Origin of the sequence: Vibrio sp. dhg, from assembly GCF_003443775.1 — a bacterium.
In the GTDB taxonomy this organism is placed as follows: Bacteria; Pseudomonadota; Gammaproteobacteria; order Enterobacterales; family Vibrionaceae; genus Vibrio; species Vibrio natriegens.
The window spans coordinates 907,191-921,319 of the sequence record NZ_CP028943.1 but is presented as its reverse complement, the minus strand read 5'-3'; the positions used below and the strand labels follow the sequence as shown (position 1 = coordinate 921,319).

General features: G+C 46.4%; 8 protein-coding genes and 1 tRNA gene. 2 read left to right on the top strand and 7 right to left on the bottom strand.

Features of this window, described 5'->3' with window-relative positions:
- Window positions 1-6: 6 nt before the first annotated feature.
- The 6 genes from DBX26_RS04350 to DBX26_RS04325 form a co-directional block, all read right to left on the bottom strand.
- Window positions 7-951: a hypothetical protein gene (locus DBX26_RS04350; protein ID WP_118117973.1), complete on the bottom strand. Its 945-nt coding sequence runs from the start codon at window positions 949-951 to the stop codon at window positions 7-9.
- On the bottom strand, window positions 944-4,891 hold the full coding sequence (locus DBX26_RS04345; protein WP_118117971.1) for an enterobactin synthase subunit F: 3,948 nt from the start codon (window positions 4,889-4,891) through the stop codon (window positions 944-946). The genes DBX26_RS04350 and DBX26_RS04345 overlap by 8 nt, the downstream gene beginning before the upstream one ends.
- Window positions 4,892-4,924: 33 nt before the next feature.
- Complete coding sequence (locus DBX26_RS04340; RefSeq protein WP_118117969.1) at window positions 4,925-5,803, bottom strand: isochorismatase family protein; 879 nt, start codon at window positions 5,801-5,803, stop codon at window positions 4,925-4,927.
- A 51-nt stretch (window positions 5,804-5,854) separates the two neighbouring features.
- Window positions 5,855-7,459: a (2,3-dihydroxybenzoyl)adenylate synthase gene (locus DBX26_RS04335; protein WP_301951774.1), complete on the bottom strand. Its 1,605-nt coding sequence runs from the start codon at window positions 7,457-7,459 to the stop codon at window positions 5,855-5,857.
- Between the two features lie 11 nt (window positions 7,460-7,470).
- Window positions 7,471-8,655 (bottom strand): isochorismate synthase, encoded by a 1,185-nt coding sequence (locus tag DBX26_RS04330; protein ID WP_254063505.1) that lies wholly within the window; start codon window positions 8,653-8,655, stop codon window positions 7,471-7,473.
- Window positions 8,656-8,959: 304 nt separating this feature from the next.
- Window positions 8,960-10,057: a hypothetical protein gene (locus tag DBX26_RS04325; RefSeq protein WP_118117963.1), complete on the bottom strand. Its 1,098-nt coding sequence runs from the start codon at window positions 10,055-10,057 to the stop codon at window positions 8,960-8,962.
- A 101-nt stretch (window positions 10,058-10,158) separates the two neighbouring features.
- On the opposite strand from DBX26_RS04325, the gene DBX26_RS04320 reads away from it, so the two are divergent.
- Entirely contained in the window at window positions 10,159-10,950 is a 792-nt protein-coding gene (locus tag DBX26_RS04320) for a 2,3-dihydro-2,3-dihydroxybenzoate dehydrogenase (RefSeq protein WP_118117961.1), read from the top strand.
- Between the two features lie 56 nt (window positions 10,951-11,006).
- Here DBX26_RS04320 and DBX26_RS04315 read toward each other — a convergent pair.
- Window positions 11,007-11,083: transfer RNA gene (locus DBX26_RS04315), tRNA-Arg, on the bottom strand.
- A 436-nt stretch (window positions 11,084-11,519) separates the two neighbouring features.
- On the opposite strand from DBX26_RS04315, the gene DBX26_RS04310 reads away from it, so the two are divergent.
- Window positions 11,520-14,069: a phage/plasmid primase, P4 family gene (locus DBX26_RS04310; RefSeq protein ID WP_118117959.1), complete on the top strand. Its 2,550-nt coding sequence runs from the start codon at window positions 11,520-11,522 to the stop codon at window positions 14,067-14,069.
- The last annotated feature ends 60 nt before the right edge of the window (window positions 14,070-14,129 follow it).

The window sequence follows — 14,129 nt, the reverse complement described above, 5'->3', positions numbered from 1 at the left end:
GAGTCCCTATTCAATAACCTTTTGAATTACCACTCTCTGGCGCTGATTCACAAGCGGTAGCCTCTTCTTTAGCTGCGCTTTCCACTTCTGGGGAATTTCAACGCCAGCCGCACTCAACTGCCGGGTTTGTGGGCCTAAATACCAGTAAGCATCCACCAACTGATCAACGGGTGTCTCAGCGTAAGGATTCACCGTAGGTTTGTTAGGAACCAGATCGGCGAAGTTCATCTGGCTAAACCTTGGCTGTTGGGTCGAATAGATACCCCATTCCAGCGAGTCTTGTTCAAGCGTTGTCGGCAACATATGTGGCCATACTGAAACGTATTGGACACCAAATCTCTGCGCGGCTAACACCCCGAAAGGATGATGGCGAGTTGAGCCAAATGTAGGAGAACGCTTGAGAATATGCCTTGCGCCGACGAGCACGACCACACCTTTGTCATTTTGGCGCTTGATGACTTCAATACCTTCAACCAGAGCCTGATCTCGCTCTGCATTAAGCTGGGCAAGCTGTGAAGGATGACGAAGCTCTTGCCAATCGAACGGAGGCTCGGTCAGTACAACTTTGATAGGAGTGTTACGCTGGGCGTTTACTTGCTTTAAGCGTCGGAAAAACTCGCCATAGCAAGGGTGCATCCAGGCAGGAAAAGCGATGGAGTCGAGCCAGACCGCAGCCAGCTCATCGTCAGAAATGTCACCTCCTGACAGATAATCAGCCAACATTTTTTGATGCTTGGCGTTACCAAACTCGACAAACAGATGAGTAAACACACCATCCAGTTCTGTCGAAAGCAAAACCTGCGTCATTTGCTCAAAAAGGTCCGCATACCAGTGGGCTTCACCAATAGCCAAAACAGAGCCCGACTCCAGTTTGCCTTTGAAGAAAGTCAGAGGGGAAATGCTCCCCTCCCACTTATTCTCTGGTAACAACGGATGACCAGAATTAAACATCGAATTTCGCTCTCAGCTCTTCAACCATTCGGGTTCCAATCAGACGTAACATGTCTGGTCGCATCATATCTCGGTGAATACAATCAACATCCACGACATTGATTTCACCATCCATGTAATTAAACCAACCATTGCGATCCAAGAATGACTCTTCTGGTGGCTTCTCAGCATTGAAGAACAACATATCACCCTGATAACGATAATCTACCGAATCTCGTACGCGATGGTTGTTGTTGATCACCACTTCGATCATCGCAGATATGGTCTCGGAGCTCAGGTGAGCCATCGACGATCCCGCATCTTGTAAGATGTCGATAACTTCTGGCTTAGTAATGCTGCTATGCGCTGATTCATCAAACTCAACACCCGCCATTCGAATCAATGCCCCCAGAGCTTGCTCTTCACCAGGTGGATTCATGGTCTGCCACTGCTCTGTAGGGTAGGAGTCAAGCAAAGTAAGTAAACCGACTTCTTGTCCCTGCTGTTGCAAGATACCCGCCATCAAGTGCGCAATCATGCCACCAATAGACCAGCCAAGTAGATGGTAAGGACCGAAAGGCTGTTCTTCACGGATAGCAGCGACATAATCTTCTGCCATCTCCTTCATCGTTTTCGGCAAAGCCAAAGAAGGATCGCCAAGGTTACGAGCCTGCACACCATATAGAGGAATGTTAGATGGAATAATTGGCGTCAGCGCCGCATAACACCAGCTTAGACCACCTGCAGGGTGAACACAGAATATGGCGGCTTTACCCTCGCGTTTACGCAGTGGCAATAGCATATTAAGCGCTTCATCACTTTCGCTACCATTTAGTTTGGCTGCAATGCCCGCGACGGTCGGAGACTCAAAGACTGCTGCCAGCGATAGTTCGATTCCCATGATCTCTTTAACATGCGCAATAAGCTGCGCCGCTAACAGAGAGTGTCCGCCGAGCTCAAAGAAGTTATCGTCAACGCCTACCGCAGGCAGCTCAAGTAACTGGCAGAACAGCTTACACAAACGCTCCTCGACTAAGTTACTTGGTCCTTTTGTACCGACCTGACCAGACAAATCGGGTTTTGGTAACGCATTGCGATCGAGCTTTCCGTTTGGCGTTAACGGAAACGCTTCCAGTTCAACAAAATAGCTCGGTACCATGTATTCAGGCAGAGGATCAGCAAGATACTTCTGTAGCTGCGCAACATCGATAGGTTGCTCAGCACCTTCAGCTGTCACGTAGGCTACCAGACGTTTATCGCCATCGCTGTATTCTTGAGCCAACACCGCAACTTGCGCCACATTAGGGTGGCTTGCTAGGGCATTTTCGATCTCCTCCAGCTCGATTCGGAAACCACGAATTTTGACCTGAAAATCACTGCGACCACAGTATTCTATCGCCCCATCTTCACGCCAGCGAGCCAGATCGCCCGATAAATACATTCTGCTTCCTGTTGGACCAAACGGATTATCAATAAACCGCTCTGCCGTCAGTTCTGGCTGGCCATGATACCCGATAGCAAGCTGACGACCTGCAATGTAAAGATGACCAACCACGCCCAGTGGTACTGGGTTAAGCGCATCATCCAGAATATAGATTTGCGTGTTCCAAACCGGGCGACCTATTGGGGTCGAGCTGCCTTGCGCATTAGCTTCACTCGGCCAGTAAGTCACATCGACGGCTGCCTCAGTTGGGCCATATAAATTATGCAGCGGCGCATCGAAAGATTGGTAATATTGGTTCACTAACTCAATCGGCAAGGCTTCCCCACTACAAAATACCTGACGCAAACTTTCGCATCGCTGGGCATCCGCCTGTTGAACAAAAATCTGCAGCATCGAAGGAACGAAATGCAATGTGGTGATCTTTTGACTGTGAATGAGTTCCTGCAGATAAACCGGATCTTTGTGTCCGTCTGGTTTTGCAACCACCAAACAAGAGCCGACAATCATTGGCCAGAAGAATTCCCACACTGACACATCAAAGCCCGCAGGTGTTTTTTGCAACACGCGATCATTAGCATCAATCGGATATTGATCGTGCATCCATAGCAATCGGTTCACGATAGCATCATGGCTCACCACCACGCCTTTGGGCTTACCAGTCGAGCCGGAGGTATAAATCATATAAGCCGGCGAATGTGGATCTGGCTGAACTTGGGGTGGTAGCGGCTCTACATTCTTATAAATAGCAGGAAGTGTTTCATCATCGACAAGTTTACTCTCGCACTCGTGTGGCAACTTGGATTGTAATGCCGAAGTCGAGAACACGAGCTTAGGTGCAGAAGATTCCAGCATGTAATGAATGCGACCTTCTGGGTAGTCCGGGTCAATCGGCACATACACCGCACCAGCAGCAAGAATGGCTTGCTGTACAACGATTAACTCTTCACTTCGCGGTACACAAACAGCAATGCGATCTCCTGCTTCCACACCTTGGGCAAACAGCCAGTTCATCAAAGAGTAGACCTTTCGACTTAACTGCTCATAGGTGAGTGTTTGATTCTCAAAAATCAGTGCCGGAGCATGAGGCGTCAAGATTCGTTGTCTTGCCATCAAGGCTGATAAGGAGGTTTCTGGAACAGAATGAGCGGTATCGTTCCAGGTATTGATCACTTTTTCTCGTTCACCAGCAAGCAAAATGCTGACATCACTGATCTTACACTGACTCGCACCCTGCTCACGAGCAGCCGCAAAAAAGTCACTCATAAAATGGAACAGACGCTGCTGGTGTTCTTGAATTTCACTCTCTGAATAAAGCTCGGGGTTGGCATCCATATCCACATGCAACTCGCCGCCAAGCTCATAACAGTACAGAGAAATGTCATCCACAGGCCCTGCTGAAAGGTTATGTGCCTTAGAATTTAGCTCTCCAAACTTATGCTCATACTCAAACGGCATAATGTTCACCAGCGGACCAAACAGGTTACGGTTGTCTTTGACCAGATTAAGTTCTCGGTGTAACTCTTCATAACGGTAGCCTTGATGACGACGTACAGAAGAGAACTCTTGGTTGACCTGCTTGACCAAGGTTTTGATATCCAGCCCGTCATCAAAGCTGACTCGTACTGGCAGAATATTCACTCGCATTGCAGGCGTTTGAATTGCCACGGAGCCTAACCGCCCCATGAGTGGCACACCAAGCACCACTTCCTTCGAGCGAGTCATACGATGAACATACGCCGCAATAGAGGCGATAAGAACACTGTACCAGTGTGTACGGCACTGCTTCGCCAATAATTCCATCTGCTGAAAATCGCTGACTGGCATCACACCCTTGAGGCGCAGAAAGTGATCGGAAGTGACCGTTGGCTGACCTGCTAAGTTGACCGTGTCTGAGTGGTCTGCATAGCGTTGTAAGTAAAAAGCGCGATCGTTTTGATATTTCTCTGAGGCTTTGTAGTTGTCGTCTTCTGTTAGCATCGCTTGCTGGTCAACAAACTCAACCTTATCAAATGGTTTGCCTTTGATAAGCTGGCTGTAAATATGCGCGACTCGGGACACAATTAATGACATGCTGTAACCATCAATTGCGATATGGTGCAGTGATAAAAACCAAACGAATTTGTCTTCCGCCAGCTTAAGCAGCGCCATAGAAAAAAGTGGCCCCTGCTCTAGGTTGACGGGTTGTTTCAATTGCACTTTCATCCAGTCAATCGCGGCATTCAAAGGCTCTGATTCAGAAGAAAAATCAAATCGGTCCACTTGCCAAGGCTGTCGCTCTATCACCATGCGAGGCCCTTCGGTCGTCGTGACAAATTTAGCATGCAATGAGTCAACTTCTTCAATAGCGGCTTTGACTGCCTCGACGAAACACGGCTCATCTACCGCACCGTCAATCAGTAGATATTCGCCCGTCTTATATATTGGGTTTTCTGGATCTCGAAGCTGCGCAAACCAAATCCCTGCTTGCGCATCCGTTAGCGGTAGCAACTGCTCCGCCGTATAAGGTAAATCGTACATTTCCGTTCCTTTACTACTTGTCCTTGCCAGGCACTAGGTGCGCTTCTTCTCAATCAATTGCCACCAGTGAGCCAAACAAGGCTGAGCAGCAAGCTCCATAAAACTTAAATCCAGCCCCGCCTGTTGCCAGTCACCGACCAGAGACATAATTCGAACCGAATCCAGACCGAAATCAAGCAAGCTATCCTGTGGTTCGATTTCTTCAGCAGGAACGTCAAGCAAAGTCGCCAGTTGCAGAGCTAACTCTTGCTCAGATTGAGGAATCTCGTGAGTAATTGGCATATCGCTCACCTGGCTCAGCAGCTGTTGTTTGTCCAAAACATAACCACATCGGCCCGCGACATAATTCAGTGCCATTTCATGCTCGCTCTCAGAAAAGTCCGCTACCGCATCCGAAACCATAAAGGCTTGAATGTCGGTCATGAACGCTTCAGAAGCGGTCTGTAAACAACCAATATGCGCGTATACACCAACGATGATCAGCTGGTCTCGCCCGGTTTCATCCATCATGGATTTAAGCGGCGTGCGCTGGAAAGCACTGTAGCGCCATTTGGTATAAACGATGTCTTGCTCTGTTGGCGCAAGAGCAGGCAGAATTCTCGTAATAGTGTCATCGGCTTTTAGACCCGGCCCCCAGAAGTCCGTCAGTAATGCTCGATCGTCCTGACACTGATCGCCAGGTTGCGCGGTATATACCACTGGAATGCCCGCTTCAATACAGGCTTGTTTGATCTGTTGGATGTTCTGCGTCAAGGTTTGAATCAGCTCGCTGTCCAAATCGTAAAAATTCAGAAAATACTGCTGCATATCGTGGATCAGTAATACGGCACGCTCTGGATCTACCGACCAAGATACGCGATTTTGGGGGATCGCTTTAGATAACGGATAACCCGCAATAGCTGGAATTGCCATGAGGCATTTCTCCTAAAATTTGTAGATAAAAGTCTGGTTTGATTGAGTGGGTTAAACCAACTCAAGGAGTTTGTTCTTGTTGATCTTTCCGACAGGGGTTTTCGGCAATACATCGACGAAAATGACGCGATCTGGGATCTTAAATTCGGCCAACCCTCGATTTCTCAGGAAGCGCTTTATTTCGATCGGTTTTGGTTTATCTTCAAGACAAACTAATGCGGCACAACTGCGCTCACCCAGATAATCATCTGGTATCGCGATAACAGCCGCATCATGGACGGCGTCATGCACCATCAAATGATTTTCGATCTCTTGTGCTGCGATTTTCTCTCCGCCGCGGTTGATCTGTTCTTTATCGCGCCCGACGACTTGTAAGTTCCCTTCTTTGGTTAACACCACCACATCGCCTGTTCGGTAATAGCCCCCCGCAATAAAGGAACGTTGATTGTGCTCCGGTGCGTTGTAGTAGCCGCGAATCGTGTACGGGCCTCGTGCGCATAACATGCCAGCCGTACCCTGAAGCACAGGTTCGCCCATTTCGTTAACAACGAGTATCTCATCAGCGGGTGACATCGGCCGACCTTGCGTGGACACAATGACGGAGTCTGGATCGTCCAACCTTGTGTAGTTCACCAGCCCTTCAGCCATACCGAATACCTGTTGCAACGTGCAGTTTAATGTCGGTTTGACACGTCTCGCAGCCGCTTCACTAAAGCGCGCACCACCGACCTGAAGCACTTGTAACGAGCTGATGTCATATTGGGTCCGAGGCGCTTCATCTAGCCACAACAACGCCAAAGGTGGCACCAGTGCAGCAACAGTAATACGGTGCTTTTCAATCAATTGAAACGCAGTTTGCGGACTTGGATCCGGCGACAACACCACCATGCCACCAGCCATAAAACACCCTAAAGCACCCGGCGAGCTCAACGGAAAGTTATGCGCAGCAGGTAACACACACAAATAGCGAGTTTGAGGTGAAAACTCGCAAACATCATTGCTGGCTTGAACGCTGTAGAGGTAATCCGTGTGGGTACGCGGAATCAACTTTGGCGTGCCGGTTGTCCCACCAGATAACTGGAAGAAGGCAAAGTCTTGTTCCGGCATTGGCTCAGTTGCCGCGTGCGATAAGAAAAGTGATTCCAAATCAATACTACCCGTTGGTTTTAAGCTGTTCTCACCAGCCCAGACAATGGTCTCCAACGTTGGTAATTCATTCGCGACTTTTTGCGCAATATCGGCGGTATCGACACCCATTTGTGGCGCAGTAATTAACGCTTTTGCCTCAGTAAAGTGACAAAAGTATCGAATCTCATAATATCGGTGGGCCGGTAAAGCTAATACAGGCTGAACACCAATTTTCAATAGAGCAAAAAAGCTCAGGTAAAACGCGCCGATATTAGGTAAGTGCAAGACGGCTTTATCGCCAGCCTTCAGTTTCAGCGTTTGTTGGAAGCCTGCTGCCAGTTCATCAACCTGAACGGCTAACGCTTGGTAAGTCCATTGCTGGTCACCGGATACAAGTGCAATCTGTTCGGGATAGGTTCGAGCGCTGACTTCAAGCATCTCCGGTATAGTTTGCTCCGTCCAATAGCCAGCTTCCTGATACTGGCGTACAGCCTCTTCTGGCCAAGGTGTAAACCCAGACGCTTTCATGCTTGGCAGTTTCACACCACAACCTCCATGTTGTCCTGAACTTCAATGCCAATTGCATTCAGTACGGTACGCATTTTGTTGCCCGTTTCTTCTAGCTCACTTTGTGGCTCAGAACCACTGACAATTCCCGCCCCGGCGTAAACGCGCAGACGCTTTTTTTCCACTTCCGCGCAGCGAATCACTACGACCCATTCACCATTACCGCGGGCATCCACCCAGCCGACCAGGCCAGTAAAGTAACCACGATCAAAAGGCTCAACTTTTTCGATAAAATCGTAGGCCTGAGCCGTCGGATAACCACACACAGCCGGCGTTGGATGAAGTGCACTGGCAAGCTTAAGCACACTGGTGGCAGAATCCGAAATCGTACCTTCGATGCGGGTCGACAGGTGCAGCATCGCTTTGGTTTCAATAACCGACGGTACCATTGGAACATAAAGATTGTGGCACCAAGGCTGAAGTGCTTTTTCTACTGCATCAACAACCACTGCATGTTCATGGAGATCTTTACTGCTCTCCATCATCAGTTCGCCTTGTTGCTGGTTCATCGTTTCGTTATCACTGCGTCTGCGTGAACCAGCCAATGGGTTGGCGCAAACATGCGGCCCTTTGCGTGAGACCAATAGTTCAGGGCTCGAGCCCATTAAGTAAGTATCACAACCTTCGCCCCCTAAACGGGTTGAAAAGGTATAACCGCCCGGATTTTGTTTTAGCAGCGTTTTAAGAAATTGAGCCCGATCTATCTCTTGTTCGGTATCCACTTGCATTGTTCGTGAAAGAACAACCTTCTCCAAATCAAACTCTTTTCGGGAACAGGCATTCGCTGCTTGAGCGACACTGCGCATGTATTCTTCAGGAGCTGGAATTGGCTTTATCGAAGACGGAACGCACTGGTTAGAACCATCCACGGTTGCCACTTTGTCCGGACGAATCGGTGATGTCGTACATAGACGTTCAGGCACAATAAAATGCACAGGATTGTGCTCAGAAAACGGGATGACACCAACCGCAATAGGGTTGTCGCTTTCATCTTCCTTGACCGATTCGAGTAGCTGACTAATACAAGAATCTAATTCTGAGAACCTGATTTTTTGGGAAAACTCTGCAGCAATGCCTTGTGTCAGTAACGTCACAGTCGGTGAACTGAAGAAAAACGAAGCATCATCCGAATGAGCGTTAAGAAACTCTGTGAGCATAGTACTGCTCCCCATTGAGTTACGAAGCATAATCATCTCTCAAATTATATTAAACATAGGACCACAAATGAGAATCCCTCTCAATTGCGATGTAAGAGTACACATACTGTTACATTTGATCAAATGCTTTTAATAACTATTATCATTCGTATTATTTGCAAATTAGAGGTTTGTTCCATTTTGGTAACATATGAAAAGAGTTCGGAAACCATCATTGAGATATAAGGAGAAACAAAAACGGCTGATGATGTCACTACTCAGCCGCTTGCGTTGGTACTACTTGTATAGATAACAGGGTTGAACACTACCCCTTGCTGGTAAAACCGTACTGTTCATCACTGCGTTCAATAAGCTCATTAAAGCTCTCTTGCATTTTGCCGCCGATGATATCAACTCGACGCTGCATCTCTTCAACCCAGTCACGATCTGCGACTACGTCACGAGGAAGAACCATGGTTCTCTGGTTTTCGCCTAGATAAAGAAAGGCATCAAACAGGTCACCAACCTGTGCATCCATATCGTCCATTGCGGCCAGTTTGTAACGTGCTTTTGGCAAAAAATCGATCAAACGTAGATCCCGCATTGGTCCCTGATCCACTTCCAATACGGCTGGTGATTTCAGTGAACTAAACGTCTTTACTACCTTGGGGTCAGTCATCGGCCAAATCAAATAAGTGCTGTCAGGAAAGGCTTGCTGCAGACGCGTTGCCAGCGGCCAGTCTGTTTCCTGTGTTTTCTTTACATAATCTGCTGGCGCATTAACCAAATGAAACGCACCAAAAATCATCAATGCTTTTTCATTATTCTTGATTCGTTCAGACGCGACTTGATAGAAATGATCGGTCTTATTCTTCGCTGCTTTCTTCCAAACTGTAACATCCTGCAAGGCATCCCAGTCAAAAGGCGCTTCAGCCAGATGCACTTGAATTTTCTTTCCCTCAGGTAAAGCTTCGTTGCGCTGCTTTACGGCTTTGAAAAAGTCTCGATAGACATCTGGCATCCAAGCCATAAAGTACAACGAACCTCTTAGCATCGTATTCAATTGGCTCTCACTGACTTCCCCTCCAGCAAGGTAATCATCCAGAATCGATTGGTATTTAGCGTTACCAAACTCCACGACGATATGATTCACCTGCTCGGAAAACTCTGGCTTAGAGACTAACTCGGTCGCATAACGAATAAACGCGTCATTCCAGTGATAATCTCCAATCGCGACAAAGTTATGCGTGTCAAAGGCCTGCAAAATGGCATCATCTGCGTACTTTGCTTGCTTAACCACTTGCGCCACTTCTCTTGGTGGTAAATCAACCTTAGCCGAGTGAGGTAAATACTCACATCCAACTAAACTCACGAGCCCTACACTTAGTAGCCATGGCTTTATTTTTCGACTTAATTTCCTCATGACCTAATCATTTCCTAGTTAACAAGATGACAACGATAACAAAAATAATTATCATTTACATAATTAAAGTTACCCATCTGTATCACGAAAAGGATGTTTAGATGAATGAAAACCGTTCAGAATTCAATGGCAAGTTATGCCTGGTCACTGGCGCTGGTCAGGGAATTGGTCTCGCATGCGCCAAAAGTTTATTAGCACAAGGCGCACAAGTGATTGCCTGTGATGTGAGTGAACAGACGCTAATGAATTTGATGAGTTCGATTCCTGACGAACAACAGGTCAGAACCACCCTTTTACCATTTGATCTGGCAAGTCCTGAATCTATCCAATCTGCCTGCCAACGTTTAGAAAATGACAAACTCATTCCAGAATATATTGCGACCTGCGCAGGTACCTTACACCTCTCCCCCATTCTTGAACTGCCTTTGGACGCACTCAGTAAAACATTGGATGTAAACCTAAAAGGTACTCTACTTTTAACCCAGCATATGGCTAAGCTATTAGTTAAAAACGGGAAAAGAGGCGCTATCGTAGCTGTCGGATCAAATGCAGCCGATACTCCAAGAAGCAATATGTCGGCTTACTGCACATCGAAAGCTGGGCTCCATATGTGGATGCAGTGTTTGGGGCTAGAATTGGCTGAGCATGGTATTCGCTGCAATATCGTCAGTCCGGGGTCAACCAGAACTCCAATGCAGGAGCAAATGTGGAATGAGTCTTACGGAGAAAAAGAAACGATTCGCGGCAATCTGGAATCCCACCGAATTGGCATCCCGCTGAATAAAATAGCCGAAACCAAAGATATCACCAATGCGATCGAGTTTCTGCTCAGCGACAAATCAGGACATATCACCATGCATGATTTAAGAGTCGATGGCGGCGCTACTTTTTAGCCGTATAAACGACAAAGCCCCGACAACTCATCGAGTTATCGGGGCTTTTGAATAAATGGCACGCCCTATAGGATTCGAACCTATGACCACATCCTTAGAAGGGACGTGCTCTATCCAGCTGAGCTAAGGGCGCTTTCTACCGTGAGCACAGTCACGGGGGATGAATCGTACAGGACTGTGCCTGAAAACTCAACCATCGTTCACACTCATGTAGTAACACCTAGCTGTTTAATTCAGCATGTCAGTCAAATTTATCTCAGTGAAGAAGCTTGAAGACCTTCACAAAAACCTAAATTCACAAAAGAACCAAAAAATACAAAATACAAACAATTACAAAACAAATAATCAACAAAAAGCCACCCGCTAATCGAGTGATTATATTGTGATAGCGTATTTAATAACCAGTCAAAATCTCTTAAATTCCAATAACCTTTTCGCTTCAATGTTAAAATAATGTAAGTAAAAAACAAATTTACTTCGGCGACATTTTTAATATTTAATCCAATGGTTCTTGTCCGGACAGAACACAAAAAGAAACATTTTATCAACACTTAATATTGGTGAAAATAATGAAAATTATTCATGAGCACACTCCGAAATTTGTCGAAGTACTTATTCAACATGGTTTAGTGCCGCCAAAACAGGTTATTGCTGATGGAAAACTTCACCGTTTCAGTTCAAACGGTAAGTCTGGCGACAAGGCTGGATACTACGTTCTGTTTTCAAACAAAAACGGGTCACTTGCTGGCAAATTTGGCTGCTTTCGCTCACTAGAGCAGACTTCCTGGTCATCAAAAGGCCATACTCGTTTATCCCTCGCAGAAAAGCTGGAGATCGAGGAAAACTGTCGTCATGCCCAGCTTGAAATTGAGAAGGTTCTCTTTGAGCGAGCACTGTTTGCAAAAAGTGTTCTAAATAATGCTAAACCAGCCAAGAACAGCCATGCGTACATCCAGAAAAAAGGTGACTTGCCAGTCGATGGGGTTTTCGAACTTGAATCAATCCCATGCTCACTCTTTTTCGATAACCCAGAGAATACAAAAGTAATGCGTAACGTTCTCTTAATTCCTGTGTATGACAAAGAAGGCAAGCTTCTTACCCTACAAGCCATTAACGAACGTGGTGACAAGATGTTTATGTCTGGTGGTACAACGAAAGGCGGCATGTTTACTTTTAAAGGTAACGACGAACAGGTTTTCGTTGCAGAAGGGTTTGCGACAGCGGCTAGCATTCATGCAGCAACTGGCCATACTGTCGTGTGTGCTTTCAACGCTAGCAATCTCAAGGCAGTAGCACCACAGGTGAAAGAGCTAAACCCTGATTCACTGGTAATTGTCGCCGCTGATAACGACAGCCAGAAAGAGCAGGAAGGTAAAGGCAACAAAGGCAACAAAGGCAAAGACATCGCTCAAGAATTGTTTGAACAAGAGAGTTTACCGTACACTTTGCCTGTATTTGAGGAAAGTTCTGCTGGTACGGACTGGAACGACTATGCACTAGAATACGGTGTCGAGACGCTTCACGATGCTATGCAAAAAGCGTTGGTTATGCCTAAAGCCCCGATTACAACCTTTGAGCAAGCGATCGAAAGCTTAGCTACAGACTCGAACGACGTTGAGGCTTACAACGTGGCGATTAGTTTCATCAAAGATGCAGAGTCATTGCGCAAAGTTAAAATGATGAAGCAGCTGAAAGAACTGACGAATGTACCTTTCCAAGACATGAAGGAGAGTATCGCGCAACTAAAATCGAAAGAACAGCCAGTACAACTGAGCCAAGGTGACATCGCTCACGCTCTTATCGAGAGTTTCACAACAGTTGACATGGTAGCTGCTTATGGATGTGTTTGGACCTATAACGATTCTACTGGTCTATGGACAAGTATGAAACTAAGTCTTCTTGGTGATGTAATTGCAAGACGTTTTAACACTCAAGATAAATGTAAACGCGTGTCAGACTATAAGGCTATCGCTGGCTTTGCGTATGATTTACAAGAAGAACAGGAATTCTTTGATGAAGCTCCTAGCGGTATCACGATACCTTCAGGCTTTTTATGCGTGGGTGACGATGGCATTGAAAAGTTGCCATTCGGCCCACTACAGCGCTCTCGTCACGGCTTAAGTTTTGAACCCGCGCCAAAGGGTATTAAGCCAGAGCTATTCCTGAGCATGCTAAATGATGCGTTCGAAGGGTGCCATCCTGAAGAACAAATCCGTCAGTTACGAATGCTGTTCGGTTTGTCGCTTTTTGGATTGATGCCAAAACACCAGACTGCTGTATTACTGCATGGTGCAGGTGGTTCAGGTAAATCACTGGTTCTTAAGGTATTAGAGAGCCTATTGTCCAGCGATGCTATTGCGACGGTCTCGCCTATGCAAATGGATAAGGATTACAAGGTGGCAACCTTAGCAGGAAAACGATTTAATCTTGTCCCTGAGTTGGATAAAGACATTCCCATCACTAGTGCGGCTTTTAAAGCAATTATTGGTGGTGACACAATTAATGCACGTGAGCCTTATGGCAAATCGTTCAATTTTACACCGAATGTTACGAACTGGTTCAATGGCAACTTTTTCCCTAAAACTACAGACCATACCGAGGGGTTTTATCGTCGCTGGGCAATTATTCATTTCCATAACACTAAACCTGTATCTGAACGCGACCCTTTCCTGCTAGAGAAGATCGTAAAAAACGAGCTGCCTGCGATTTTGACATGGGCTATTGAAGGTGTAGAGGACTACCTACAGCAAGGCTATGACTTAGATTCTGGAGAAAACGCCAATCATAGTCTTTACTTATCGCCAGCACATGAACAGTACTTGGCAAAGTGGGTAGCTGAAACAGATAGTGTAAAAGGTTGGTTAAATGATTCTGGTGAGAACGGAATTGTGGAGCGTAAGCGAGGCACTTCTATTCCACCACTTAAGTTGTCGATTGCTTACAGTATTTACAAAGACTGGTGTGTCACAACGGGCATCAAACCTTATTCGAAAACAGAATTTGAGTCAAATATGGAAATGTGTGGTTATGTAGCGAGTAAACCTAACAACACCAAAACCTACATGGAGTTATCCCAAACCCCTACCATAAACGATGTTTTATTCAAAGGGGCGGCTTAGCGCAAGGTGGTAAAGGTTAATGTAGTTAATAATACTTTTCTGTAATGAAAAATATTACAA

What these genes read in the sequence shown, in the direction of transcription:
- DBX26_RS04350 (WP_118117973.1), bottom strand. Translation starts at nt 951, where the DNA reads ATGTTTAATTCTGGTCATCCGTTGTTACCAGAGAATAAGTGGGAGGGG.
- DBX26_RS04345 (WP_118117971.1), bottom strand. Translation starts at nt 4,891, where the DNA reads ATGTACGATTTACCTTATACGGCGGAGCAGTTGCTACCGCTAACGGAT.
- DBX26_RS04340 (WP_118117969.1), bottom strand. Translation starts at nt 5,803, where the DNA reads ATGGCAATTCCAGCTATTGCGGGTTATCCGTTATCTAAAGCGATCCCC.
- DBX26_RS04335 (WP_301951774.1), bottom strand. Translation starts at nt 7,459, where the DNA reads ATGAAAGCGTCTGGGTTTACACCTTGGCCAGAAGAGGCTGTACGCCAG.
- DBX26_RS04330 (WP_254063505.1), bottom strand. Translation starts at nt 8,655, where the DNA reads ATGCTCACAGAGTTTCTTAACGCTCATTCGGATGATGCTTCGTTTTTC.
- DBX26_RS04325 (WP_118117963.1), bottom strand. Translation starts at nt 10,057, where the DNA reads ATGAGGAAATTAAGTCGAAAAATAAAGCCATGGCTACTAAGTGTAGGG.
- DBX26_RS04320 (WP_118117961.1), top strand. Translation starts at nt 10,159, where the DNA reads ATGAATGAAAACCGTTCAGAATTCAATGGCAAGTTATGCCTGGTCACT.
- DBX26_RS04310 (WP_118117959.1), top strand. Translation starts at nt 11,520, where the DNA reads ATGAAAATTATTCATGAGCACACTCCGAAATTTGTCGAAGTACTTATT.